Source organism: Dyadobacter sediminis (genome assembly GCF_005860765.1).
Lineage (GTDB): Bacteria > Bacteroidota > Bacteroidia > Cytophagales > Spirosomataceae > Dyadobacter > Dyadobacter sediminis.
This window is the reverse complement of sequence record NZ_VCEI01000025.1, coordinates 150,970-175,439: the sequence shown is the minus strand read 5'-3', so window position 1 is coordinate 175,439 and position 24,470 is coordinate 150,970. Positions and strand designations below refer to the sequence as shown.

The window sequence follows — 24,470 nt, the reverse complement described above, 5'->3', positions numbered from 1 at the left end:
CAATCGAAAAGAATGTACAATAAAGCATTGGACAACGTACAAGGAGCGAAAAACTTGCTGGTGCATAGCAGATTGGAATGATGTTGTCCGAAGGCGCATGGATGTTGAGGAACTGAAACAAAGGTCAAAAAAACAGCAGTGCTTTCGGAATAAATATAATTCCTCCTACAATGACAGCTGAAATGGCAAGTATGAGCACTGCGGCGGCAGCTGTATCTTTTACTACTTTGATTCCAGGATGGTATTCAGGTGAAACGACGTCTGCCAGTTTTTCAACGGCTGTATTAACCGCCTCTGCCGACCATACAAGTCCGATCTGGATAACCAGCAATGACCATTCGGCAGATGAAATATCAAAGAAAACACCTGCAATAACGACGAATATACAGGCAAGCAAATGGATGCGGGCGTTGTTTTCGTATCGGAATAAATTATAAATACCTACGCCGGCATACCGAAAGCTACGCACAGCTTTAAGAATATTTATGGGTCCCTTCATGCTTTTTGAGTTCGTCGAAAATATGGAACGCAAAGTACAACAACATCATTACGAACGAAAACGTAAAAGTATGTTTTATTGCAAACGGGTCCAGCATACGGCTTGTTATTCCTTGCAAGAGTGCTTTCGGCTGCGTCACCATATCCCAGCTGTTCCATCTGCCATACCGGCCCAGGTATACGCCAAAACCGCCGAGAAGCATAGAAACCAGAACTACGAGCCAGGCAACTGCATGGTTCCAGCGATGTGCAAAAATCCGGTGCACAATCCGGATGCTGCAAAGGCCTGCCAGCAAGCCTGCAACTGAAAAATTGAAAAGCATCAGCGCATCATACTAGATCATATGTTCCGGAACGCTGCGAACGTATTTCAGATCGGTTATGATGTAAGGTGCATTTGGAAAGAACAGAAGCCAGATCAGGAAACAAACGATCAGCAGTCCTAACGGCAGCCTGCGCCTGATTTCAAATGACCAGACCATTTGAATAAACAGCAATGGCACCCAGGCAAGAAACAGGTTCCAGACAAGAAATATAAAATCCCAGTCGTAGCTGTAAATACGAAATGCAAGCAGTGCTACGGCAGAAAACGAAATAATGGAAAGCAGGACAATATTCAGATTTCTCTGAAGAAAATAAAACTGTTTTTCATACCTAAACATAGCGTGTGTAAAGAACGGTGAAGCATTTCAAAATGGCCGGAAACCTGACTAAAAAACTTTCGAAAATGATCGTTAGAGATCATTCTACTTCTTTTCAGAAAAGGCCTCCATCATGGCCCATTCCCTTCCGGCTGATTTGGCCTGAAAACTTTCCAGACATCCGCGGTCCTGAAGCGTAATGTAGCAGGTCTTTCCGTTGCGTCCGCCAAAGCAGATGTTGGATACTTTCTTGCCAATGGTTTTAATGGTCTGGATTACTTTGCCTTCGGGTGAAAGAACGGCTACTTCACCGACGCCATGCCGTGCAATGTACAAATTCCCGAGAATGTCGCACCGCATGCCGTCCATACCGCCGTCTTCAAAATGGTAAAGCAGTTTTTTATTGGACAAAGTGCCGTCTTCAGACAGATCAAAAACCCAGACATTTTTCTGTACGCTTTCATTGACGTACAGCTTTTTCTCGTCCGGACTTATGTCAATACCATTGGTGGTACCCATGTTTTCAGCAGCAATCTTTGTTTTACCGTCGGGTGAAACGTGCCAGATCTGGCCGGTGTTCTCTTTCCAGTTCGGATCGGAACAGAAAATATGCCCGGAAGCCGTAATGGCAAGATCGTTGGGCTGATTCATTTTCGGCTCATTGGCGAAAACAGTTGTTTCTTTCGTGATCAGATTCACTTTCAGAACATTATGGCCTGTAAAATCGGCTACATAAAAGGTATTTGCATCGCCGAACCGGATTCCGTTCCCGGTGCTGCCTTTGGGAAGTGTGACAAAAAAGCTGGCATTGCCTTTCTTGTTGATCTGGGCAATAGTGCCGTCGCGGGCAAAATTGACTGCATATACATTTCCGTCCTGATCAACAGCTGGTCCTTCGCAATTGCTAGTAAATTCACCTTCGTTGGAAAAATTCTTGCTTTTGGTTTGTGCAAAGGAAGGTTGCGCCAGCAATAACAAAATGCTATAAAAGACGGATGCAATAAGTTTGTTCATAAGACTGCATGAATCGTTAATTCATTAATTTTTCAGTTTGATGGCACATCCGACGGGTTTTGTTACCGTAGTCACAACCGGTTTCTGGCTCAGAAGATTGGTTACGGCTTCATCAACGTACAGTTTTGTGACACCTGACGGATCCTGCGGATTGTCATCAATCATACCCATATACCTGACTATGAATTTGGCCCCGTTTTTCTGAAGTATATAAACCTGCGGCATACGGATGGCACCAAACGCCCTGGCTGTTTGCTGTTGACTATCGACCAGATATGGAAACCGGTAACTTTTGGCAGCAGATCTTTCCTTCATTTTTTCAGCCGTATCGTCCTGATGCGTTCCCGGATCGCTTGGATTGATGGCAATTACCGGAAATCCCTGAGACGCAAATTTACTGTTCAGCGCAATAACGCGGTCTTCATAAGCCTTTGCGAACGGACAGTGATTGCTTGTAAAAACAACAATAATGCCTTTTGACCCTGAAAAATCATTTAAAGAAACATTGCTGCCATCTGCATTTTTAAGCTGGAAATTAGCCACGGCATCGCCTATCTGATAACCTGAGGAAACCTGTTTTTCATCATTCAGATAAACATAATCCGAACTGAAAGCACTTGTTCTGCCTGTCAAACCCGTAAATACAGCAATCAAAATCCACAGACCAATTTTCATTTTTATATTTTATTAATCATTCCTATGGTAAGACGTAATTTAATGATAAAAGTAACATTTTTGGAATGTTAAGGTTTGTTAATCCTTCAATTTGACAAATATTCCGTGAACGGCACTTTTCATCTGATGTATAAAGGTAATTGTTTGAACAGCTTTAACTATATCTATACAAATAATTGCATAAATAATCCGGCCGGCATTTCTATTGGCGTTCCGGGCTCTGCTTGCAGTACCAAATAAACAGCGTAAGGCATTGTTATTCTGCATTTATGTGCCTATATTTGCACCTCATTTTGAAATTCAGTATATCATAATCAATTAACATGTACGCAATTGTAGAAATCGCAGGTCAGCAATTTAAGGTTGAAAAGGGTCTCGCTATCTTCACGCACAGGCTTGAAGGTGACGTGAACGCTGCCCTTGTGTTTGATAAAGTCCTTCTCGTTGATAACGGAGGCACAGTACAGGTAGGTTTGCCAACAGTAGCCGGCGCTTCTGTAAAAGCAACTGTACTTGAACACCTTAAAGGTGAAAAAGTAATCGTCTTCAAAAAGAAAAGACGTAAAGGTTACAAAGTTAAAAATGGTCACCGCCAGTATCTGACAAAGATCAGCATTGACGAAATTGTAGCCTGAGTTGTTCCGCAACCCGGAAAGCAAGTATCTGTTTAAATCAAGAAATTACAACAATCAGTTTAAGATATCATGGCACATAAGAAAGGTGTAGGTAGCTCGAGAAACGGACGTGAGTCGGAAAGCAAGCGTCTTGGAGTAAAATTATTTGGTGGCCAGCTTGCCAAAGCAGGCAACATTCTGGTCCGCCAGCGCGGAACAAAACACAATCCTGGCAAAAACGTAGGCATCGGCCGCGACCATACATTGTTTGCACTGGTTGAAGGCAATGTGGTTTTCCGCAAGACGCGTGAAAACAAGTCTTACGTTCACATTGAACCCATCGCAATTGCGGCAACCGAGCCTGCAACAGCAGAAGCTTAGGAAATCAGATCCAGCATTTTATCGTGCTGAACTTTGAAAGCCCGTCAGAAAAATAACTGACGGGCTTTTTTATTGCCGTGCATTTCCGGATTTGAAAACCAAATCTTCATTTTACTTGTTCATTGCAGTAGAGATTAATTTACCCCATCATTTTATAAAAAAGAAATGCTTACACGACCGGTTTTTGTATATACGGAATTAAGCCCCAATCCGAATTCAATGAAATTTGTATTGAATTTCGAACTGGTTCCCGACGGACTTTCATTTGATTACCCTTCGCGTGAAGCCGCTTTGCAAGAAGGCAGTGCTTCACCGCTTGCTTATGACCTGTTTCAGTTTCCGCATGTAAAAAGGGTTTTTATAGCCAGTAACTTCATTACGCTGACCAAAGATGAAGCCATTGCGTGGGAAGATGTGCTGAGAGATACAAAGCAGTTCATAAAGATTTATTTTGAAGAAAATCATCCTGTTTTCGAACAGCGCACCATTGATAAAAACACGGTTATTGTAGATTCAAGGGATTCCGACACGGTTCAGAAAATAAAGGCGGCGCTGGACCAATACGTACGTCCAGCCGTGGAATCGGACGGCGGTGCCATTAACTTTCATTCGTTCAATGAAGATTCCGGCGTTGTTAAAGTATTGCTCCAGGGTTCGTGCAGCGGCTGCCCGTCTTCCACGCTGACATTGAAAGCCGGAATTGAAAATTTGCTTACCCGCATGGTTCCGGATGTGAAACAGGTTGTGGCAGAAGGAGTTTAAAAAAGAAAATAAAATTGCCGAAACCCTGTCCGAAAGACAGGGTTTCTTTTTATAGTGTGATTTGTTAGTTTCGGAACATGAAGCAAAACCTGCAGAAATTCATTGATCAAACCGAATGTCTACAATCCACGGGAAACCGCTATTTTCCGGAAGGCATTTTTTCTGCATACCGCATTAATCCGGTTATTGGTTACAGAAGACCGGATACAACGATATTTTTTTCAGCCATTATCTGCTATACGCTGCAATCGGTACGGAATCAGGCGGACGCTGAACTTCAAAACCGGATCGACAGAATTTGCGGCAAGGTTATTAAAAATTATCCTGCGTTTCAGAACAAAGACGGTTTAAAGACTTATAATTTCTGGAAAACAAAACCTTCCATGCATTTTCCGAATGGCCATGTATTCCGCCATTTTGATCATTTCCGTATTCCTGACGACATTGATGATACTGCATTTATTTATCTGACTTCCAAAGCGTCAACGGATGAAATGATTTGGCTCAAACAGAAACTGCCGCTGCATGCCAACGGGACCGGACGACGCATTCGGAACACGTATCCCGAATACAGCGCGTTGCAGGCTTATTCAACATGGTTCGGAAAGAACATGTATATTGAATTTGACGTCTGCGTGCTGAGCAATCTCATGCTGCTGATTTTCCGGCATAACCTGCCTTTGAACCGGCACGATCACGACAGCCTTGCTTACATTCGTTCCGTCATTGAAACGGACCGTTACCGGACTGCTCCTTTCCGGTGTGCGCATCAATATCCGCGAACACCGCTGATTATTTATCATGTAGCGCGATTGATTGCAGCATTCGATCCGCCTGCTCTTCAAAGTATCAGAAAGAAACTGGCTGAAGACACGATTCAGCTTGCAGCCGCCACGAAAAGCCCGATGGACCGCGTGATTCTTTCTACTTCCCTGATAAGGCTCGGCATTGAAACAGAAAGGATTCCCGTCGAAAATTACACGGTTCATGACTTCAAAGGTTTTTACTTCTTCATTGCCGGATTGCTGACAGCGTATGAGAATCCTTTGCTTTACAAGGCTTCCATTAACCCGCTTTTTCATATGCACTGGATTTGTGAGGCGCATTGCTGGACTTTGCTGGCAGAATATGAAACGGTCTGGAATAATTTTCTTGCTGAAAAGTCTTACTTAAAAAATATTCAATAAAGACACCAACTGATGTCCGACTCCACCATTTCCCTGCGCGTAAGGCAAATCATTCCGGAAAGTGAAGATACCAAAACGTTTTTGTTTGAAAGAACCGACGGAAAGCCTTTTACGTACAAAGCCGGTCAGTTCCTTACTTTTCTCATTCCGCAGCATGGCCATGAAGTTCGGCGTTCGTATTCCATGAGTTCTGCGCCGGATGCAGATGCCTTTCCGGCCATTACCGTCAAGCGTGTTCCAAATGGTGAAATTTCCCGTTTCTGGGTACATTCCGTCCAGGTCGGCGATGTATTCACAGCCTTGCCTGCAGCAGGCCGTTTTGTGCTGGAAAAAACCGGAGATAAGCCGCATGACATTGTTCTGCTCGGTGCCGGCAGCGGCATAACGCCTCTTTTCTCTCTTATGAAACAGGCACTGACCGATGAAATCGAAAGCCGCATTACATTGATTTACGCCAGCAGAAACACAAAAACAACGCTGTTTCAGGAACGTATCCAGCAGTTGCAGCAACAGTTTCCGGAACGGCTGAAAGTCATACAAATCCATAGTCAGCCTTCGGACGACTGGACGGGCATCCGCGGCAGGATCAATAACACGCGGCTGGAACAGCTTGTAAGCAAATCACTCGCTTTTCCACCGGAACTTGCCCGTTTTTTCATCTGCGGTCCTTACGAACTGATGCGTTCCATGGAAATTACGCTGCATTTCATGGGCTTTACTTCTTCACAAATCCGGAAAGAAAGCTTTGTGATTCCTGCAGTTCCAAAACCTGAAACGGATTCTTTTCCGCATACGATCGATTTACATTTCAGAGATAAGGATTACCAGTTGCTTGTGCCGGCGCATACGACCATTCTGGATGCCGCACTTTCTGCGGGAATCCACCTGCCTTACAGCTGCAGAGGCGGCCGTTGTTCCGCTTGTGCAGGAATATGCAAGAACGGTGCAGTAAGAATGAGCGTAAATGAAGTTTTAACAGATCGGGACCTGAAAGAAGGCTGGATACTGACCTGCTCCGCTTATGTGGACAGTGACGATGTAAGAGTTGAAATCCTTACCGCGATGTAAATAAAAAAGCGTACGTTTTTTACTTCGTACGCTTTTTTCAGGATTTAGGATTAGCAGGAATTCAGAAACGGTTAAGGACAGGAATAAGGTCAGATGAATTAAATGCTGAAATATTAGGAATGCGATAGTGGCGTGATCAGGAATAATATTCTATTTATATTACTGATTACAAAATTAATTGTTAAATCCATTATTCCAAGTATAATTCAAAAAAGTGTACGAACACGCTGCTGATTTTACTGATTGTGTTCGTACACGGTTGATTTGCCGCATGCTTGCAGTACAATTTGCAAAGGCGGGGTTCAAACAGCATCAGCATATTTTTATTATAAATTACATTTGAAAAATCTTGTTATTTATCTGTAAGTAACCATCTATATTTTTCCGAATACAAATCGATAGTGAAAAAAAAGATCGTAAGAATTAAAGACATTGCAGAAAAGGCGCAAACCTCCAAGGGAACTGTGGATCGCGTGCTGCATAACCGCGGAAGAGTAGCGGACGATGTTCGTGAACGAATCCTGGGCATTATAAAGGAACTGAATTACGAACCGAACTTTATTGCGCAGTCGCTGAAATCGCAGCGTACATTCAATTTAGCCGCACTTGTTCCCGATCCGCACATGGATTCCTATTGGGAAGCACCTGAAACGGGAATGGAAAAGGCAGAAAAGGAACTCCGTCAATACGGCGTTACCATCAGCCGGTATATTTTTGATCCGCATGAAGAACAGTCTTTTATTGCAAAAGCGCAGGAAGTAACCAGAGAACATCCGGACGGCTTGCTGATTGCGCCGGTGTTTTACAAGGAAGCATTGCCGTTTTTTAAAGAATGGGCCGCACTGAACATTCCTTACGTGCTGTTCAACACACAGATTGAACTTGTAAATCCACTTTGTTATATCGGGCAGGATTCCTACAGAAGCGGTTGCCTTGCAGCCAAAATATTGTGTTTCGGCCTTCAGTCGCCCGGAAGTATTCTGGTGGCGCATGTTAACGAGGATATTTCAAATTCCGCACATCTGATTACCAAGGAAAAAGGTTTTCGGGACTACTTTAACACCTTGCCGGAAAAAAGCAGCTTCAAAGTGATCAGCAAGGAAATCAATTATGCTGAAAACGAATCGATTGATCCGCAACTGGAAAGCATCCTGAAAGACGAACCCGGACTGAAAGCGATTTATGTTACCAATTCCAAAGCCTTTGAAGTTGCCTCTTATCTGGAACGAAATCAGCTCGGGCACATCAAACTGGTCGGATATGACCTTTTAAAACCTAACCTGAATTATTTAAACAAGGAAATCATCAACTTTCTGATCAATCAGAATCCGCTTGGACAAGGTTACTGGGGAATTCACCAGCTTGCCAATCATCTGGTTTTTAAAAAAGAAATCCAGCCGATCAAGTTTTTGCCGCTGGATATCATTACAAAAGAAAATCTTGATTATTACCTGGATCCGCAATGAATGCCGGAAGCGGGCAACTAACCTGAAAAGCTGAACTTTTACTCAGTAGTTTTTATTACAAATCACCAAACTGATTATACATTTCTTTCAGCTTGGGTTCTGTTTCCTTGGAGCGGATGTCTTTACGCAAAGCAGAAACACCCTGTATATCCGTCAGCAGCCCAAGTGCCTGAAAAGCACCAAACCGTACAAAATACGAAGGATTGTCACGCGCAAGCCCTTCCAGCACCGGAATGCTTTTTCTTTGAATATCCTGTTTTGACTTGATCAGATACTTTCCGAAAACCTGCAGGAAATTATATTTCTCGGTTGGTTTCATCAGCTTCATTTTTTCCAGAAACCATTCAAACCTTTCAGGCTGCGCCAGTCCGGCATAATAATTCGCAACGGAAGTGACAATCGCGTCATTCGGGGAATTCTCAAACTGCGCGGCAATGCTGCTTGCGTCATCCGGCTGGCCCATCAGGTATTTTTCCATTGCTACTGAAACAACCTGATAAGAGCTGTCGCTCAAAGCTTCCCGGAAAATGGAATCGTTGTTGTTGTCGCCAAAAGATGCAAGCGTAATAATGGCCTCTGTGCGGACCTGCGGATGCGGATCAAGTTTTGCACGTTCCTGAATTACTTTTTCAATATCGACAAACCCGGTGCCGTCATATTCGGCAAAGTTACTGATCGCCATCTGACGAAGTTTCCAGAATGGGTCATTCATCGCTTTTACCAGGATATTCTTGACGGTAGAATCGGCCATTGCACCTTCAAGTGAAGCAAGTGCCTCGTATTTATGCAGAAACCGGTCGGCATTCAGGTATTGAAACTGCATTTCCTTGCGTGATTTTTCGTGCTCGATTACGCCGAGCAACTGTGCATCTGCATCAAAAATAACAAGGTCCGGTCTTTTGGCAGCTGGAAATTCCAGTGTTTGCGAAGCTTTATCCAGCGTAACGTCATACCGGTTTTTCTTGCCGCTTACCCATACATCCACTTTCAATGGCAAGCGATAAACCGTTGCAGCCAGCGTATCCTGCGCCTGTTTTACTTTTAAAAGAACCTTTCCTCCACCGGCTGTTGCATATTCCTGCTGGATTTTTAAAACCGGATGTCCCGGCTTGTGAAACCACTGATCGAAAAACCAGTTCATATCCTGTCCGGTGATTTTTTCAAATGACATCCTCAGGTCGTCGATTTCCGCCGTTCCGAATGCATGCGTTTTCAGGTAATGCTGCAGCGATGCAAAAAAAGCGTCGTCGCCTACGTAAGTTCGCAGCATATGCAGTATCCGGCCACCTTTTGCGTAGGAATGGCTGTCAAACATATTTTCCCGGTCCTTGTAAAAATAGCGGATCATCGGAACCTGCTTGGTTTCTGCCTCTGCAAGGTATGCCCTCATTTCCTGAAGATTCTGCCAGTCTGCCTCGTATCTACCGTTATTGTATTCGCTCCACAGGAATTCGGAATAATTGGCAAAAGATTCGTTCAGCGGAAGCTGGCCCCACTCCTCGCAGGTAACGTAATCGCCAAACCAGTGATGCGCCAGTTCATGCGCAATGACCGCATCCGAATTGCCGTCTACAAGCGAGCGCGTATCGTTTTGTACGCCTTCCTCATGCACCGTTGCCGTCGTATTTTCCATAGCGCCGGCCACAAAATCCCTTACTGCAATCTGTGCATACTTTTCCCAGGGAAAATCCATTCCGAATACGTTGGAAAAAAAACCGATCATTTCAGGCGTGCGACCGAAAATCGCATGTGCGTCCGCTCCGTATTTCGGTTCTACATAATAGCTGAGTTCCAGCCCGTTCGGCATCATGTCTTTGGCAACGGCAAAATCTCCGACGGCAAGCATCGCAAGGTACGGCGCATGCGGAAGCGACTGTTTCCAGTGATCGGTACGCATGCCTTTTTTCTTTTCTTCCTGCGAAATCAGCAGTCCGTTTGATAAGGTTTTGTAAGTGCTGTCAACGGTAATGTAAAAATCATGTGTAAATTTCTGATTCGGCGCATCAATGGTCGGGAACCAGCAGGAACTTCCTTCGGTTTCGCCCTGCGTCCAGATCTGCCGCGGTTTCCCTTCGTCCATTCCGTCGGCATTGATAAAATAAAGTCCTTTGTCCGAAACGTTGTCGTCCGCTTTTCCTCTCGGAACGTCGTTCGGTCTGGCGACGTAATCAATTTTGATAAAAAGCGTATCTTTCCGCATATAGTTTTTACCGAGCTTGACAATCAGTTTACGCTTGTCATACGTGTATTCGAGCTTTTTCTTCACCTTGCCGGCTATTTCCCCGGCGGCAATATCACCGTAATTTGCAAGTGTATCCAGCAGGTTAATTTCCTTGATATCAAATCCCTTGGCATCCAGTTCCAGCGTATTCTGCGGATAAAAATGCGGTTTGAACATCAGTACCGCAGAAGCCGGCGCCTGCTGTTTTACCCAGTCAAACTGAATATCCAGACGTGTGTAAAGAATATCGCTCTTTTTGGGGTTTTCCGGACGGTATGGTCCTTGCGGCGTAATGGTTCCGGGTGTTCTTCTGAAAAGTGTATCAGCCGTTTCACGGTGTTTTTCGGAACGGGAAACCAATGGGGAAATCAGTAAAACTCCAAAGATTATGCAGATCAGCCCGTTGTGGAAGAACTTGTTATTTTTTCCGGTCATAACTGCTTTTGAATTGATTGCAGGATAGTTAGTCAAAATATTCAGATGGTATAGTGTCATTTTCAAATCCGGAAATCAGCTTAAACGCGTAAAATCTGGCCTGCGTCTGCTGCTCTTCGGGCTGGAATATAAGAAACGATCATAGTAATAATAACGACAATGACACCTGTGTAGAGTATGTCCTGCCACATTAATTTGACGGGATACGCATCAATCAGCGAAGTGGTCATGCCCATGGATACAAAACCGTAGCGGATCTGAAGAAGGCAAATCGCGATCCCTCCGCAAAGCCCGAATATGGCACCCGACAACGCAACAATGGCTCCTTCCGCCAGAAATATTCTCCGGATAAGCGCCGGCCCGGCACCGAGCGCGTACAGCATAGAAACATCTTTTTTCTTCTCGATGGCAAGCATGCTTAACGAAAAGAAAATGTTGATCGCGGCCACCAGAATAATCAGCGACAAGGTTACGCTGACAAAAAGTTTTTCCAGGCGAATGGCGCGGAGCAGATCCGAATTCAGCGAATCCCGGTCTTTTACCACAAAATTCTCACCCAGCTTTTCTCCGATTGCCCTGCTGATCTTGTATTCTGAAAAACCGGGTATTGTCTTTATTTCAAGTGCAGAACGCTGACTGCCGTATTCCATGAGCGTAGAAACAAGCGAAAGCGGTGCAATAACATAATCATCGTAACGTGCTTCGATAAAGAAAATTCCGCCCGGCCGCAAGGTAATGTGGTTAAAAGCTTCGGCAGACGTAACGTTCAGCGTTTTGGTACCTGTACGCGGATACAGAAGTTCAAGCGGCACAATGACATCTTCCAGCGAAATCGACAATGCGTTCCTGATTCCTTCTGCTATAACCGCATAAGGCGTTCCATTGGGACCGTACAACTTCAGCGAACCCTGAACAAGCGCAGTATCCAGCTGGCCCTGCTGTTCAAAACCTTCATCTACGCCTTTCAGCCTCACAATCATTTGCTGGCTTCCGTACCTTGCCAGCGCGTTGTCTTCAATAACTTGTGTAACCGATTTTACTCCGTTTACCGATTTTATTATGGAAATCAATGAATCAGAAACCTGAAATCTTTTTCCTTCACGCGGAGAAATCTTCACGTCGGCATCAAAAGTTTTAAAAATCTTGCGGTTCAGATCTTCCATTCCGTTAAAAACAGACAAAACAACAATCATCGCCATGGTACCCACGGCAACGCCGGCCATGGCAATGCGAGCGATCAGACTGATGAAACTGCGTTTGTTTCTGGAAAAAAAATAGCGAACTGCAATCCTGTATGAAAGATCCATCAAAAGCCGCAGTTGAAATCAATTGGATTCATCTTCACTGTCGGGCTGCGCCGGCGGAATGACGATATCAGAAAAAAGCAAATCCATTTTAGCTGCATATTCCGCCGTATCGTCCATATAAAACTGAAGATGCGGAACAATGCGTAACTGGTGACGAACTCTTTCCGCCAGTTTCTGACGGATAAAACGGGTATTTTCCTGAATTGTTTCCAGCAGCATCTTTTTGTTTTTATCAGGCAAAAAACTGAGATAAGCTCTTGCTATGCTGAGGTCAGGCGTAACGCGCACGGCGGTGATGGTTACGAAAGATCCGTTTGTCAGGTGCTGCGCATCTTTCTGGATAATTTCACCAAGGTCCTTTTGTATCTGCCTTCCTACTTTTTGTTGTCTTTTAGATTCCATAGTTTCAAATCATTGTCAGCCGGTAAGCTGCCTGAATCAATATCCTGAGCACCCTGCGCTGCATCTTGTTGTGCCAACAAACCTGCATCTTCAAAATCCCCCTGCTCCTATATAATAAGTACAAATATCCATACTTATTTTGTTATTGTAGAATACGGAGTTGTAATTTCGTGAAAGTTATTCCGATTAAGATCTATAATCCGCCAACTTCTTGTTAAGCTTCTTTCGCGTTAACGCACGGTATCAGACCATCAGTCTGATTGTATTTTTCCTGCTGCTCCGGCTGCCGTTTTTTCTGGGCGGCGCACCTTTGCTTATACCCGAACTGAGCTGGATGCTGGTTGGCGAACAAATGGGCCGGGGCTTTATGCTTTACCGCGACGTATGGGATAATGTAAGTCCTTTTTCGGGATTGACTTACTGGCTTATCGACAGCCTTTTCGGACGGACGCAATGGATTTATCAGCTTGCCGCCATTACCGTTTCCATTGTCCAGATCGTCTATTTCAATTACGTCATTCATTCCAGGGAAGTATTTCCGGAGCGCAGTTTTATTCCCGGCGCACTGTACGCGCTTTTCCTGAACATTTCATTTGATATGGGCACGCTTTCGCCCATGCTCATGGCCAACACTTTTCTGCTATTTGCATTCGGGGCTATTGTCAAGATACTCGTAAGAAGAGAAGTCAGCCCGCAGGTTTTTGAAATGGGTCTGTATGTCGGAATTGCCACGCTGTTTTATCTTCCGGCATCCTTATTCATGATCTGGGCTTTTCTGGCGCTGCTTTTTTATACCGGCTCTACGGTCCGACATCACCTGCTCGGCATGTTCGGTTCTGTTTTTCCGCTGCTGATGGTCGTGCTGTTTTTTTACATGAACAACGGCATGGAAAGTCTGAACAGGAATCTGCTCACTTCTGTTTTTCAGGTGAAACAATATAATCTGAACGATTTCACTTCGCTGATTGCCTCCCTCCTGCTGCCGCTGGGTTTTGGAGTAATGGGTTTCATGCGGATTTTCACCACCATGCGTTTTGTAAGTTACCAAACCCGGATTCAGCAGGTGATGGCTCTATGGTTCATAACGGCTGTTTTCACCATACCGCTCATGCAGTTCCTTGCGCCGATGCAGTTCGTAATCTTTGTACCGCCGGCTGCTTTCTTTGCCACGCATTATTTTCAGAGTTTCAGGAAAAACAGCTTTTCGGACGAGCTTCAGTTTACTTTAATGGGCGGGATTATTTTGCTTATACAATATCAGGGATTGCGTGGCGTGGTACCCGGCGTCAGCATGGGCAGACTGGAAAACCTCAGGGCAAGACCGGCAAACCTGCCCGGCCAGATCCGCAGCAAACGCATTCTGGTGCTCGGGCAGCATACGGGAGAATACATTAATAATTACACGGCAACGCCTTATCTCAACTGGGAACTGGCGAGCTACGATTTGATGAACCTCGACAATTTTGACAGCGTCATCCATGTTTATGACAACTTCCGCAAAGATCCGCCCGACTACGTTGTAGACAAGGTGAATATCATGCCGAAACTGCTGAACCGTGTTCCGGCATTACAAAAACAGTACGAAGCCAGTCCCTGGAAGGGCATTTACCAGAAGAAAATCTAGCAGGCAATTTTATCTACGCGCGCCTGATGCCTGCCGCCTTCAAATTCAGTGCTCAGAAATGCTTCAATGCTTGCCAGTGCTGTTTCCAGCTCAATAAACCTTACCGGGAAACAAATTACGTTGGCATCGTTATGCTGGCGTGCCAGCTGCGCCAGCGGCGCATCCCAGACCAGCGCGGCACGGATTCCGGCATGTTTGTTCGCCGTAATGCACACGCCCTGGCCGCTTCCGCATAGCAAAACTCCTTTCTCAAATTCCCCGCTTTCCACGGCACTTGCAACCGGATGTGCAAAATCGGCGTAGTCAGCGGAATCGGCACTGTATGTGCCGAAATCTTTTACTTCAAAACCGTTTGTAATAAGCCATTGTGTTACAGGCTCTTTATAAGGAAAACCGGCATGGTCCGAACCGATAGCAATTTTTCTCATTATTTTGTTGTTATATGTAACCCGTTTATATACAAAATAAAAGGGTTTTTAAATGTATAATTTTAAACTAAGTAATTGTTAAAATTAGTCGGGAGCAGCCGTTTTTACAACATGTGCTTTGTTAATAATTGATCTTCCTGACTGCTTAGAGCGGCTTTCCGGCAACTGCAAAGCTACGATATATGAATTAACAACTAAATGGAATTTTTAAGTATGGATGAACAAGTAAAAACAGAAAATTCACAGCTCATTGACGTATCCCTTCTCAATCCGGCAGTTCCGGAAGATGAAAAACGCATCAAGGAAGCATTTGAGGATAGAAACTGGAATGAAATAAAAAGTGCCGATTCCTGGGTTGTATTCAAGGTCATGGCCGAATTTGTTGAGGGTTTTGATAAACTGGCCAAAATAGGCCCCTGCGTTTCTCTTTTCGGTTCTGCCCGTACGCCGGCCGACAATCCGCATTATAAAACTGCTGAAGACATTGCAGCTAAACTGGTCAGGCATGGCTACGGTGTCATCACCGGCGGGGGGCCCGGTATCATGGAAGCGGGAAACAAAGGTGCTTTTCAGCAGGGCGGCAAATCCGTCGGTCTGAACATCAAACTGCCTTTTGAACAACACAGCAACATTTACATCGATCCGGATAAAAACATCAACTTTGACTTTTTCTTTGTCAGAAAGGTCATGTTTGTAAAATATTCCCAGGGATTTATTGTCATGCCTGGCGGTTTCGGAACGCTGGATGAACTTTTTGAGGCATTGACTTTGATACAGACAAAAAAAATCGGCCGTTTCCCGATTGTGCTTGTCGGAAGCAGTTACTGGACCGGATTGCTCGACTGGATCAAAGGAACGATGCTGACTGAAGGAAATATCAATCCCGAAGACCTTAAACTCATCAGCGTTGTGGATACGCCTGATGAAGCGGTGAAAGTGATCGATAATTTCTACTCGAAATATCTGCTGAAACCCAATTTTTAAAATCATCATTTCTGATCAGAAAGAAAGATACGGCTCGATCTTTCTGATCATGATTTCATCCACGACTTTTACTTTCCGCAGATCGTCAGCAGACCGGAACGCCCCGTGCTGATCGCGGTAATTAATAAGGATTGCGGCAATTTTTCTGTTTTTAAGATACGTATGGCTGTTCAGTTCTTCGGCAGTCGCCGTATTGATATCAATCTTTTTTACGGCACTCTGCACTTTTGCAAAACGGTTAAGCTCGGACAAAGCCAGTGAATCCAGCCCGAATATTTCCGCATACTGACTCGCAGAATGGAACCCGCCAAGCCCGTCCCGGAATTTCAGAATCCGCATGGACAATTTACTGCCGATTCCGCGAAGCCGTACAAGCTGTGCCGTATCGGCTTTGTTAATATCAAACTCTGAAATGACCGGCTTTCCTGCCAAAATCTTTTTCTCAGTTGCTGCTTTATCCTTTTCCGCAATCTTATCCCGGATTGTGCTGGCAGCAAACGGCAGCACAATGTGTTTTTCCAGCCGTTCGTAAAGACTGGAAGGAAAATCATAAATCGTGAGCAAATCTTCTTTTTTACGGAATTTACCGCCCTTACTCCTGAATTTCTCCATTCTTTTTGCAAGAAAAACCGGAATTCCAAGCTCCGTCAGTTCATCAACGGTTGCCGTATTCGGGTCAAAATCAAAAAGGCGGAATGAACGGGCAGATTTTATATCATCGTTTTTCTGAGGATATTTCTTGTACTTTTTAAATTTCAGCTGATTCTCTTTTTCAAGCCTGACTGCAATGCTGTCCAGCTTCTTCAGATCAACGTCGTTCTCGTTAACCGGAACAATCGGCAAAATCCATCTTCTGAACACAAATGGCGTCCAGATCAGAAAAAGGCATAAGAGCATCAGAACCAGCGCGCCGCGTGCTTCCTTTCTGGAAATTCCAAAATAGTCCTGCAAGCGCGTAACCATATTTCTAAACATACGTCAGACCAAAGGTTTATTCTTTTAGACGCAGTTTCCGGTTTATGGTTACTATAAAAAAATAAAATGGCGGAAGAACGAAGCCAAATCCCGTCCTTCCGCCGTTTACAAGTAATTTTTTATCCTGACAGCTCCAAGTTAACTGCCAACAGCCATTCATTGATTTACATAAACGCTTCCGCTGCTGGCTGAAAGTGTAACCGGAATGCCGCCGCCATTCATTTTGCCGTTTACGCGGTCTTTTTCTGCTTCGCCGTCAAAGTTTTTCAGCGGGATGGATACTTTGTTTCCTTTCAGGTTCAGGTCCACGCCTTTATCCAGCGGCATTGTCACGCGTACGCTTCCCGCCGAGCTGGACAGATTCACATATTCGCCCAGCTTGGTCAGTTCCACTTCAATGCTGCCTGCGCTTGTACTGGCTTTCAGGCTTCCTGAGACATTCGCCAGCCTTACAGAACCGCCTGAAGTTCCGGTGTTCAGCGAGCCGGCCAGGTTTTCACCTTTGATGCTTCCGCCGCTGGTCTGCGCTTCAATTTCTCCATTCAGGTTATTCAAGGCAATGCTTCCGCCGGAAGTTTTGAGTTCGATTTTACCTTTCAGGTCGCTTGCTTTGATGCTTCCGCCGCTCGTATGCAGCTCGATGTCCTTGCTGCAGTTGGCAACCTCAATGCTTCCGCCGGAAGTACGCCCGCGGATCATTCCGCTCAGGTCATTTACATGCAGACTGCCACCGCTTGTCGTGAAGTTCTGTTCACCGTTCAGGGAAGCAATGCGGATGCTTCCGCCGCTTGTTTTAAGGTAAGTGGCTGTATTTGTAGGTGCATACACCTTAAACCCGATCGAAATGCCTTTGTTATTGTTCTGGTTATTGTTTTTACGCTTTGCTGTGGCTACAACCCGGTCGCCTTCCGTACCGATCAGAATGTCGTAATCTTCCAGTCTGTCTTCGATTTCTTCTTTTGAAAGTTCACTTTTGCCATTCCAGTTATTGGGTTTTACAAACATTTCCACTTTAAAGCCGTTGCTTTCACCGCCCGTTACCGAAATGGAACCGCCGGAAGTTTCAACAGACAATTCTTTCAGTGAGGCATTGGTAAAATTTTTGGTCACATACGGCTTGTCACTGTCATTCTGGGCATTTCCTGCAATAGCGACGAACATTGCAAGCATAATTACAAGTAGCTGTTTCTTTTTCATGATCCGATGTTGTTAATTTTTGTAATGATGATAAAATGAAATCGTATGTTGCACGGCGTAATGTTAATTTTAATAAGTCAAAAACAAAGCCAGCACTAAAATATACTGATTATTAACTACATAGACATAATGTACTGTTCAAAATCGGACATTTGAAATACTGGATATGCATTTGCCCGTTACAGGTTTCAAACGGGTATGATTTTTTGAGTTCTTGTATAAAATTTAAAAAACAGCAGTTCTATGAAAACCTTTCATGTCAAAGCAATTAACGAATCGGACAACAATCTGGCAGAACAAATACTGGTTGCCCTGAAAAACAAGGGCATTATCGATTTTTGGGAAATCAATCCGGCAAACAATACCGAACCCGCAAAACCCGCAACGGAAGAACAGGTTCAGGAAATTATTGATGAGGCGGAGCTTGGCCCTTTTTATACCGAGAAAGAAGCAAAAGACATTCTGGATTTGTAATGCTGTAATTCCGGAAAATCCTGTTTGTTTTACGCAGACACTTCTAATTTCAGATTTTTCAGGATGATGGCTTTAAACTATATTTCTGTAATACTGCTTGCTGCATTGCTGGTTTCCTGTTCTTCCAGAACGGCGGAAAAAAGTGAAAATGATGTTCTGAACCGGATTTCCAGTGATTATGTCCGTCTGGCCTTAAATATCGGTCAGTATGATACGGATTTTGTAGATGCATATTACGGCCCGGATTCACTGAAAACTGCTGCTCCGAGACATGCGGATTTTCCAAAAGACAGCTTTCTAACGCAAGCGGCCGGTCTGAAAAAAGAACTTGACAGCCTCGCCGCTGCATCCAAAAATGACTCGGCCAATAAAAGGGCAAAATGGCTTTCGGCACAGCTGACGGCATTTCAAAGAAGAATAAAGGTGTTTTCAGGAGAAAACGTTTCTTTTGACGAAGAATCCAGGGAATTGTTCGACGCCGTTGCGCCTGTTTATTCTGAAAAGCATTTTCAGTCGCAAATTGCCCGGCTCGACAGTCTGCTGCCCGGCAGCGGTTCCATTTCAGATCGCTTTCAGAAACTGGCCGGACATTTCCTGATTCCGGAAAACAAGATTGACACGGTTTTCAGAACGGCCATTGCCGAAGCCAGAAGACGGACTTCAACGCATTACCAGCTTCCCGCCGGTGAAACCTTTACGCTGGAATATGTCAGGGACAAACCTTGGTCGGGTTATAACTGGTACAAAGGAAATTTCACTAGTGTCATTCAGATCAACGTCAGTCAGCCTATTTTTATAGAACGGGCCATTGATCTGGCTTGCCACGAAGGTTATCCGGGGCATCACGTTTATAATTCCTTGCTGGAAAAAAATCTTTACAAGGATAAAAACCGGACTGAAATCTCCCTTTATCCGCTGTTCAGTCCGCAGTCGCTGATTGCCGAAGGAAGTGCGAATTATGGTATTTCCGTTGCTTTTCCGGGCAATGAACAAAAGGAATTCTGCAAGAAAGTCCTGATGCCGCTTGCAAAAATGGACACATTAAAAGCAGATCTGTACTTTGAAGCTTTGACCGTTAAATCCGGCCTCGGCTATGTAAGGAACGAAGCAGCAAGAGGAATCCTGAACAAAACCATGACGGATGAACAAGCCGTTCAGTGGCTGGAAAATTATGCTTTGCTTACTCCGAAAGGCGCAGCAGATTATTTAAAGTTTATAAAAAAATACCGCAGTTACGTCATCAACTATAACTACGGACAGGATCTGGTCAAAAATTATATAGAAGCAAATGGCGGCACGGACCATGCTCCTGAACGGCGCTGGAAATTGTTTGGTGATTTGCTGAGCAACGAAATCAAGGCAGGTGATTTACAGATTAAACAGTAACAGGCCAGCAGAAAATTACCGCAGCTTAAAAATGAATATTTTCAGTATCCATGCAGTTCAGTTATGTTTCAGATTATACAAGCTTCTACACCGGCAGATTACCAGACAGGCGCAGCACTTTTCAAAGAATATGCCGCTTCGCTCGATTTCACACTTTGCTTTCAGAATTTCGATGATGAACTGACGGTTGTTTCTGACATGTACGGCGCACCGACCGGCGTGCTGCTGTTGGTCAAAAATGAAAACGAGTACATCGGAGCCGTCGGATTAAGGCGTATTGAGAACGATTTTACCTGCGAAGTCAAGCGCATGTACATCCGGCTGGAATTCCAGGGTAAAGGCATCGGAAAAGCATTGATGTCCAGCGTTATTGAATGTGCCAGAATGTTGCATTACAAAATCATCAAACTGGATACACTCGGCACCAAAATGCCGGCTGCGGTGGCATTATACAAATCTTTCGGCTTCAGAGAAACGGTGCCTTACAATTACAATCCGTACGATGGCGTGCTTTATTTTGAAAGGGAACTTTCATAGAATTCAATAAAATACAGGCCTATTTTTGAGATTTTGAACGGTTTGAAAGTATATTGAGCACACGAACTCATTCCCTTTACCGATCTTGAAAAACTTAAAATTGTTCAAAGAAAATAACAGCTTTGAACTGAATTGCCTGTTTCGGTTACCCATTTTCGCCACTTTCCTGTTTGCCGGTTTGCTTGTTTCAAACAGCGGGTTTGCGCAAGCTCCCAATCCCCCTGAAAGCTACATCTGTTTTCAACCGGACGAAAAGATTGTCATTGACGGAAAGCTGAATGAAAAATCTTGGAAAAAAGCGGAATGGACGTCAAAATTCAAAGATATTGAAGGTGACAAGAAACCGCTTCCTTTGCAAGATACGCGTGTCAAAATGCTTTGGGACAATGAATTTCTCTACATTGCTGCTGTGCTGGACGAGGAACACATCTGGGCATATCAGGACAAAAAGGACCAGATTGTATTTCACGAAAATGACTTCGAGGTTTTTATTGATCCCGACAGCGACACCGAAAATTACTACGAGCTGGAAATCAATGCAATCAACAATACTTTCGACCTTTTTCTTCCGAAAACGTACAGAAAAGGCGGAAAAGCGCAAATTTCATGGAATATCGAAAACCTGAAATCGGCCGTTTCCATTGACGGTACGCTCAACGACGGCAAGGATAAAGATAAGAGCTGGACGCTGGAAATGGCCATTCCGTTCAGATCACTTGCCAATGAAAAGGTCCCGGCCATACTTCCTGCACACGATGTCGTATGGCGTATCAATTTTTCGCGTGTCAACTGGCAGCACGAAATCGGAACTGATGGCAAATACAGCCGCAGGAAAAATAAGGAAACAAACAAATTAATTCCCGAATATAACTGGGTATGGTCGCCGCAGGGCATTATAAACATGCATTTTCCTGAATATTGGGGCTATCTGCATTTCAACGCAGGCACTGTGGGCAAGAAGCAATCAAAAAGCAAGTAACTGTTTTAACCGGATTGAAAATGAAAGTATTCTGCTATTCTTTTCTGCTTATGCTTCTTGCGCATGGCTTGTATGCGCAGCCTTCGGCAGTCGGTAAAACGAAAACGGACCAGAAATTAACGGCCATGCTGGAAAAGGCATTGGCCGGCTTTCACGGCAATGCGGGCGTGTACGTCCGGAACCTGAAAACGAATCAAACAGCCGCCATCCACGCAGACTCGATTTTCCCGACTGCAAGCATGATCAAGGTCCCGATCATGTGTGGTCTATTTGATAAAATCAGCAAAGGTGAAATCAGATTTAACCAGGAACTCGTTTACCGCGATTCTCTGAAATATGACAACGGCATCGTAGGCTCGTTCCGCGACAGTACCAGAATCGCTCTGCCGAAAGTTGTGCATCTGATGATTTCCCAAAGTGACAACACGGGCAGCTTGTGGTTGCAGGCTATGGCCGGCGGCGGCGCAGCTATTAACCAGTGGCTCGATGCAAACGGCTTTGCCAATATCCGCGTCAATTCCCGCACGCCCGGCCGCAAGGAAGGTCAGGCGAAGTACGGCTGGGGACAAACCACGCCCAAGGAAATGGCGGAACTTGTTGCGATGATCCGGAATGGCAAAGCGATCAATGCAGCTGCAAGCGAACGGATGTATCGCTACTTAGGCATGCAGTTCTGGGACGGAGAAGCTATTTCACAGATTCCGCCGTACATCAAAACGGCTGCGAAAAGCGGAGCGGTAAATCAGGCCAGATCGGAAGTGCTTGTTGTACATGCGCCGCACGGGGATTATGTTTTTTGTGTCTCCACAAAAAACCAGCAGGATGAAACCTGGCAGCAGAACAATGAAGGTTATACGCTGATCCGCAAAGTGTCAGAAATTATCTGGAATCACTTCGAACCGAAAAGCAAATGGAAACCGCTTCCGGATTCCGGAAAATGGTGGTTCTGAATGCAGGCTTTCCAGGCAGAAACAACCCGGAAAGTCTGTGAAATAACCCTTATGCCATTGCTTCCCGAAGGAAGTTCCTGCTTTCTTTCTTTACAAAAGTAATCGGGACAAACTCATCATTCGGCGCGCCAATGTAATAAACGGTCCATTCCGGATCATGATGTGCCAGCATTTCACTGATGCAATCGGCACGATGCGCAACCGGATTGCTGCAGTCTTCCCAATAAAAAAGCTCTACACGATAAAACAGGTTCTGCCTGATTCCGTTGATCGTTACTTCAACTTTGATTTCCTGCTTGCCCTGAAGCGGCGGAATCGGGATCGCAATATGGCTCATGGTAACGGTTGATTAAAAATTTAACATATTGAAAGTATAAGTGGAATCCTCTTTTTACTGCCTGCTGTCAAGCGCGGAATGCTTGCTGCACAGTATAAATTTCAGGAACAGTGATCGTTCTCTGAAATAGCAATAAATGCATGCCGGCACGTATACCTTATTATATTTCAATAAGTTAAACCAAAATAAAATTCATTTTCTGTCCGAATTCGAACAGCTTTGTTCGTGGATGAACAACATGTATCAACGGAATAAAACCATTTACCAGTTTCTTCTGATCCCAAGATAACCGCCGGTTGTTTGACTGAACAGATGTCCCTGATCCGTTGCTACTTGAACGATGAGACTTGTATTTTTAACTTTTGAAAGTGCATAGCGGGCAGAGATCATCGAAGAGAACTGATTTCTGACTTCTGTATAGTTATTGCCCGGCATACCGAAATTGCGGCTGAAAGAAGTACGCAGGGTAAACATCAGCGATTTGCCCAACATGCCCTCGGCGCCCAGATACCACATATTGACACGATTGTCCGGAAAGTACCTGTTTCTTGTTGGCGATGCATGATCCATATCTATTCCGGGAACAATAAACGGCGTTCCGACTGTACGGCCGAAATAAGACCAGCCTTCGGCATATTGCGAGTGGTTAAAATAATTGTCCGCGCCCTGAAACTTGCTGCCCGGAATATAGAATGTAGATCCCGACTGGTCTTTTGTTGTAAGAAACTCCATTGTGAGGCGTGTCAGCCTGAAACCTGCATTGGCAACCGCATTGACGCTTAAATTAATACCGTAAAGTCCGTCGGGAACGTTTTTGAGCAGCATACTCGAAACATCTTCAAACGGATGCTGATGATAAATCCACAATTTTCTGCCATTGATTTTTGTTTCAAAACCCAGATCATAGCTGCCCAGATGATTGCCTAGCCGGTAACTGTCAAAAGCGCCGTAACCATTTTTGGTAAACCAGTTTTTGGAAGTAAAAGCCAGAACTACATTGGGGTAAAATTTCCAGGAAGAAGGCAGTTCGCCGTTCAGGGCCAGCTCAGGATATCTTTTCAGGTATTCGGCATGGCCGGCCCAAAGTACATTATGATTAAGCCCGAAAAAGAATTTGCTTTTGGACTGTTCTTTGCCAAGCCTGAAATATAAAAATTTCTGGTGAAGCCGCACACCCTGAATATAGTCCGTACCAAACCAGCCGTGTGCAAATCCCGCATGTACCGCTACGAAATTTCCCGTAAACCGCAGCGGCGTAAAACCGATGGTTCCGATCTGGACTTTAGGGACCGGAAGCGAGTTGCCCGAAACGGAATAAAATCCGGATGATAAAGTGGAATCGCCTAATCCCATTAGTTCTTTTCTTCTTCCTGCAAACAGTTCCACTGCCTTAAACCTCACTTTTACATGCGCTTCCGGAAAAATCAGTTTTGTATGATTCCTTTTGTCAAACGTAAGTACCGGGTTGAAGGCAAAACCCCAATCGAACTTTTTCGGACGCTGTTTAAGGGAATCATAAAATACATAGCTTTTACCAGCATTTCCCTGAATTACCGCTGACGGAGCCTGTAACGGAACTGCGCCAAACTGATTGGTTCTTAGCCAGAACGGCGTCCGATTTCCGGAGGAAACGTAACCTCCCGCTTCCAGATCTGCTTTTAGCAATGAACCCAACGATTTCTGCTGTGCATAAACCGTGTTAAAACAAAAAAATAAAAGGAATATAGTGCGGTAACCTGTTCTCTGAGGCATAGTCTACTTTTGAAAAGTACGGATATGCAAGATAAACACCGCGCCAGAATTATAACTCAGTACAATTCATTTTAATAAAAGATTAATGGATTTTGGCTATTAGCTGCTGGCTATTGGCTTTTGGTAATCAGCCGTCCACTTTTGTTTATTAAAGAAAAATCCTGCCTTCATTTTTT

24 protein-coding genes and 1 pseudogene are annotated in these 24,470 nt (G+C 44.6%); 13 read left to right on the top strand and 12 right to left on the bottom strand.

What is annotated here, in order from left to right; genetic code table 11:
• Window positions 1–124: 124 nt before the first annotated feature.
• The 4 genes and pseudogenes from FEM55_RS13170 to FEM55_RS13155 form a co-directional block, all read right to left on the bottom strand.
• Entirely contained in the window at window positions 125–499 is a 375-nt protein-coding gene (locus tag FEM55_RS13170; RefSeq protein ID WP_138281836.1) for a diacylglycerol kinase family protein, read from the bottom strand.
• Window positions 474–1,160 (bottom strand): annotated as a pseudogene (locus FEM55_RS13165) (DUF1361 domain-containing protein). The gene FEM55_RS13170 and the pseudogene FEM55_RS13165 overlap by 26 nt, the downstream one beginning before the upstream one ends.
• 84 nt (window positions 1,161–1,244) lie before the next feature.
• On the bottom strand, window positions 1,245–2,153 hold the full coding sequence (locus FEM55_RS13160) for an SMP-30/gluconolactonase/LRE family protein (RefSeq protein ID WP_138281835.1): 909 nt from the start codon (window positions 2,151–2,153) through the stop codon (window positions 1,245–1,247).
• Between the two features lie 24 nt (window positions 2,154–2,177).
• Window positions 2,178–2,828 carry a thioredoxin family protein gene (locus tag FEM55_RS13155; RefSeq protein ID WP_138281834.1) on the bottom strand — a complete coding sequence of 217 codons (651 nt, stop codon included), beginning with the start codon at window positions 2,826–2,828 and terminating at the stop codon, window positions 2,178–2,180.
• A gap of 323 nt (window positions 2,829–3,151) precedes the next feature.
• On the opposite strand from FEM55_RS13155, the gene rplU reads away from it, so the two are divergent.
• The 6 genes from rplU to FEM55_RS13125 all read left to right on the top strand — a co-directional run bounded on the left by rplU (window position 3,152) and on the right by FEM55_RS13125 (window position 8,306).
• A complete protein-coding gene (rplU, locus tag FEM55_RS13150; RefSeq protein WP_138281833.1) occupies window positions 3,152–3,463 on the top strand; it encodes a 50S ribosomal protein L21 in 312 nt (103 codons plus the stop codon).
• Between the two features lie 69 nt (window positions 3,464–3,532).
• The gene (gene rpmA, locus FEM55_RS13145) at window positions 3,533–3,823 is read left to right on the top strand and encodes a 50S ribosomal protein L27 (protein ID WP_138281832.1); all 291 of its coding nucleotides are present in this window, start codon (window positions 3,533–3,535) and stop codon (window positions 3,821–3,823) included.
• Between the two features lie 165 nt (window positions 3,824–3,988).
• A complete protein-coding gene (locus tag FEM55_RS13140) occupies window positions 3,989–4,585 on the top strand; it encodes a NifU family protein (protein WP_138281831.1) in 597 nt (198 codons plus the stop codon).
• A gap of 77 nt (window positions 4,586–4,662) precedes the next feature.
• Complete coding sequence (locus FEM55_RS13135) at window positions 4,663–5,772, top strand: hypothetical protein (RefSeq protein WP_138281830.1); 1,110 nt, start codon at window positions 4,663–4,665, stop codon at window positions 5,770–5,772.
• Between the two features lie 12 nt (window positions 5,773–5,784).
• On the top strand, window positions 5,785–6,840 hold the full coding sequence (locus FEM55_RS13130) for a ferredoxin--NADP reductase (protein ID WP_138281829.1): 1,056 nt from the start codon (window positions 5,785–5,787) through the stop codon (window positions 6,838–6,840).
• A gap of 401 nt (window positions 6,841–7,241) precedes the next feature.
• On the top strand, window positions 7,242–8,306 hold the full coding sequence (locus FEM55_RS13125; RefSeq protein WP_138281828.1) for a substrate-binding domain-containing protein: 1,065 nt from the start codon (window positions 7,242–7,244) through the stop codon (window positions 8,304–8,306).
• Between the two features lie 55 nt (window positions 8,307–8,361).
• Here FEM55_RS13125 and FEM55_RS13120 read toward each other — a convergent pair whose 3' ends face one another.
• From FEM55_RS13120 to rbfA, 3 genes are read right to left on the bottom strand one after another with little or no spacing between them, the layout of a single operon-like run.
• Window positions 8,362–11,022, bottom strand: coding sequence for a M1 family aminopeptidase (locus tag FEM55_RS13120; RefSeq protein ID WP_229209245.1), 2,661 nt, complete (start codon window positions 11,020–11,022; stop codon window positions 8,362–8,364).
• Between the two features lie 20 nt (window positions 11,023–11,042).
• Complete coding sequence (locus FEM55_RS13115; RefSeq protein WP_138281827.1) at window positions 11,043–12,269, bottom strand: ABC transporter permease; 1,227 nt, start codon at window positions 12,267–12,269, stop codon at window positions 11,043–11,045.
• Window positions 12,270–12,287: 18 nt separating this feature from the next.
• The gene (rbfA, locus tag FEM55_RS13110; RefSeq protein ID WP_138281826.1) at window positions 12,288–12,671 is read right to left on the bottom strand and encodes a 30S ribosome-binding factor RbfA; all 384 of its coding nucleotides are present in this window, start codon (window positions 12,669–12,671) and stop codon (window positions 12,288–12,290) included.
• A 211-nt stretch (window positions 12,672–12,882) separates the two neighbouring features.
• Here rbfA and FEM55_RS13105 point away from each other — a divergent pair, with 211 nt between their 5' ends.
• Window positions 12,883–14,295, top strand: coding sequence for a hypothetical protein (locus FEM55_RS13105; RefSeq protein ID WP_138281825.1), 1,413 nt, complete (start codon window positions 12,883–12,885; stop codon window positions 14,293–14,295).
• On the opposite strand, the gene rpiB is transcribed toward FEM55_RS13105, so the two are convergent.
• On the bottom strand, window positions 14,292–14,723 hold the full coding sequence (rpiB, locus tag FEM55_RS13100; RefSeq protein WP_138281824.1) for a ribose 5-phosphate isomerase B: 432 nt from the start codon (window positions 14,721–14,723) through the stop codon (window positions 14,292–14,294). The genes FEM55_RS13105 and rpiB overlap by 4 nt on opposite strands.
• A gap of 198 nt (window positions 14,724–14,921) precedes the next feature.
• Here rpiB and FEM55_RS13095 point away from each other — a divergent pair, with 198 nt between their 5' ends.
• Window positions 14,922–15,707, top strand: a complete 786-nt coding sequence (locus FEM55_RS13095; RefSeq protein WP_229209244.1) for an LOG family protein — start codon at window positions 14,922–14,924, stop codon at window positions 15,705–15,707.
• Between the two features lie 15 nt (window positions 15,708–15,722).
• Here FEM55_RS13095 and FEM55_RS13090 read toward each other — a convergent pair whose 3' ends face one another.
• A complete protein-coding gene (locus FEM55_RS13090) occupies window positions 15,723–16,682 on the bottom strand; it encodes a ComEA family DNA-binding protein (RefSeq protein ID WP_138281823.1) in 960 nt (319 codons plus the stop codon).
• A 156-nt stretch (window positions 16,683–16,838) separates the two neighbouring features.
• Window positions 16,839–17,879 (bottom strand): DUF4097 family beta strand repeat-containing protein, encoded by a 1,041-nt coding sequence (locus FEM55_RS13085; RefSeq protein ID WP_138281822.1) that lies wholly within the window; start codon window positions 17,877–17,879, stop codon window positions 16,839–16,841.
• Window positions 17,880–18,122: 243 nt separating this feature from the next.
• Between FEM55_RS13085 and FEM55_RS13080 the strand changes: the two genes are divergently transcribed.
• The 5 genes from FEM55_RS13080 to FEM55_RS13060 all read left to right on the top strand — a co-directional run bounded on the left by FEM55_RS13080 (window position 18,123) and on the right by FEM55_RS13060 (window position 22,205).
• Complete coding sequence (locus FEM55_RS13080) at window positions 18,123–18,353, top strand: hypothetical protein (protein WP_138281821.1); 231 nt, start codon at window positions 18,123–18,125, stop codon at window positions 18,351–18,353.
• A gap of 63 nt (window positions 18,354–18,416) precedes the next feature.
• Window positions 18,417–19,739: a hypothetical protein gene (locus FEM55_RS13075; RefSeq protein WP_138281820.1), complete on the top strand. Its 1,323-nt coding sequence runs from the start codon at window positions 18,417–18,419 to the stop codon at window positions 19,737–19,739.
• Between the two features lie 63 nt (window positions 19,740–19,802).
• On the top strand, window positions 19,803–20,276 hold the full coding sequence (locus tag FEM55_RS13070) for a GNAT family N-acetyltransferase (RefSeq protein ID WP_138281819.1): 474 nt from the start codon (window positions 19,803–19,805) through the stop codon (window positions 20,274–20,276).
• A gap of 85 nt (window positions 20,277–20,361) precedes the next feature.
• Window positions 20,362–21,255, top strand: coding sequence for a carbohydrate-binding family 9-like protein (locus FEM55_RS13065; protein ID WP_229209243.1), 894 nt, complete (start codon window positions 20,362–20,364; stop codon window positions 21,253–21,255).
• A 20-nt stretch (window positions 21,256–21,275) separates the two neighbouring features.
• On the top strand, window positions 21,276–22,205 hold the full coding sequence (locus FEM55_RS13060; RefSeq protein ID WP_138281818.1) for a serine hydrolase: 930 nt from the start codon (window positions 21,276–21,278) through the stop codon (window positions 22,203–22,205).
• A 49-nt stretch (window positions 22,206–22,254) separates the two neighbouring features.
• On the opposite strand, the gene FEM55_RS13055 is transcribed toward FEM55_RS13060, so the two are convergent.
• Window positions 22,255–22,542 carry a hypothetical protein gene (locus FEM55_RS13055; RefSeq protein ID WP_138281817.1) on the bottom strand — a complete coding sequence of 96 codons (288 nt, stop codon included), beginning with the start codon at window positions 22,540–22,542 and terminating at the stop codon, window positions 22,255–22,257.
• A 261-nt stretch (window positions 22,543–22,803) separates the two neighbouring features.
• Entirely contained in the window at window positions 22,804–24,294 is a 1,491-nt protein-coding gene (locus tag FEM55_RS13050; protein WP_138281816.1) for a capsule assembly Wzi family protein, read from the bottom strand.
• Between the last annotated feature and the right edge of the window lie 176 nt (window positions 24,295–24,470).